The sequence below is a fragment of the Vibrio tapetis subsp. quintayensis genome (genome assembly GCF_030409945.1).
Classification (GTDB): Bacteria; Pseudomonadota; Gammaproteobacteria; order Enterobacterales; family Vibrionaceae; genus Vibrio; species Vibrio quintayensis.
The window spans coordinates 1-928 of sequence record NZ_JAUFQV010000029.1; the positions used below are offsets into that span (position 1 = coordinate 1).

The window sequence follows — 928 nt, forward strand, 5'->3', positions numbered from 1 at the left end:
TACAGAGAGTATGGGCGGTGCACGCTGTACTCTGCCGCGGAGCGGCTTCGTTCAACAATCGCATCAACACGATTTACTACATTCGGCATTCTAGGTTTCTTTGAGTTTACCGTATTAAGTGGTAAATTTGAGCTTAATCTGCATGGTAGTAAACGTGTTATGCAGGCGTTATACCGCAATCAATCATCTAACCTTTTCATAGCTTTGCGGTAAACATCGCTACGTTCGCGTTTTCCGACTGCTAAGACGGTTACAATGATGACATCGTCTTCAACTTTGTAGACGAGACGGTAGCCCGATTGGCGCAGCTTAATCTTATACATGTTGTCAGCTCCAGAGAGTTTTGAAGCCGGAACATGCGGGTTATCTAAGCGTTCGATTAGCTTTTTCTTAAATTGTTGTTGAAGCGTTGAGCCAAGCTTTTTCCACTCTTTGAGTGCGCTCTTTTTAAAGTCGAGTTTATAGGTCATTAATATTTACCGAAATGCTCTCTTCAGATTCACGCTCTTTCGCAATAGTTAGTAGTTCAAGATCTTCGAGTCTGTCCATCATCATTTCGTACGCTTCGGCTGGTACGCAATAAAATGCTGGTTCATTTCGGTTCAGTACAGCAACAGGTTCACCGTAAGCACTAGTTGCAACTTTCATAGGGTTAGCTTTCAACTCAGTAATGCTTGCAGCTACATCGGCTAAAATTCTAGTGGTCATGTAATGGGTCTCTTAAGTGGTCTTTATTTTGGTCATTTTAGCCTCAACCAAGCGGTATAACAAGTTGCTTAAGGATGATTCGCAACGCGTGGCATTTTTACTATGCGTTGGTTTATGTGTTTAAGGTATTATGCGTTGGCTAAGGTATTGCGTTGCTCACACCTTAGCAAGGCGTTGATATGACCCCCACTGTCAATTGAAACGTAGAAGTTTATGCTCC

General features: G+C 42.7%; 2 protein-coding genes. Both read right to left on the minus strand.

Annotated elements, in window-relative coordinates:
• Window positions 1-179: 179 nt before the first annotated feature.
• Window positions 180-470 (minus strand): type II toxin-antitoxin system RelE family toxin, encoded by a 291-nt coding sequence (locus QWZ04_RS15650; RefSeq protein ID WP_005377002.1) that lies wholly within the window; start codon window positions 468-470, stop codon window positions 180-182.
• On the minus strand, window positions 460-708 hold the full coding sequence (locus tag QWZ04_RS15655) for a type II toxin-antitoxin system Phd/YefM family antitoxin (protein ID WP_290329191.1): 249 nt from the start codon (window positions 706-708) through the stop codon (window positions 460-462). The genes QWZ04_RS15650 and QWZ04_RS15655 overlap by 11 nt, the downstream gene beginning before the upstream one ends.
• Window positions 709-928: the final 220 nt, after the last annotated feature.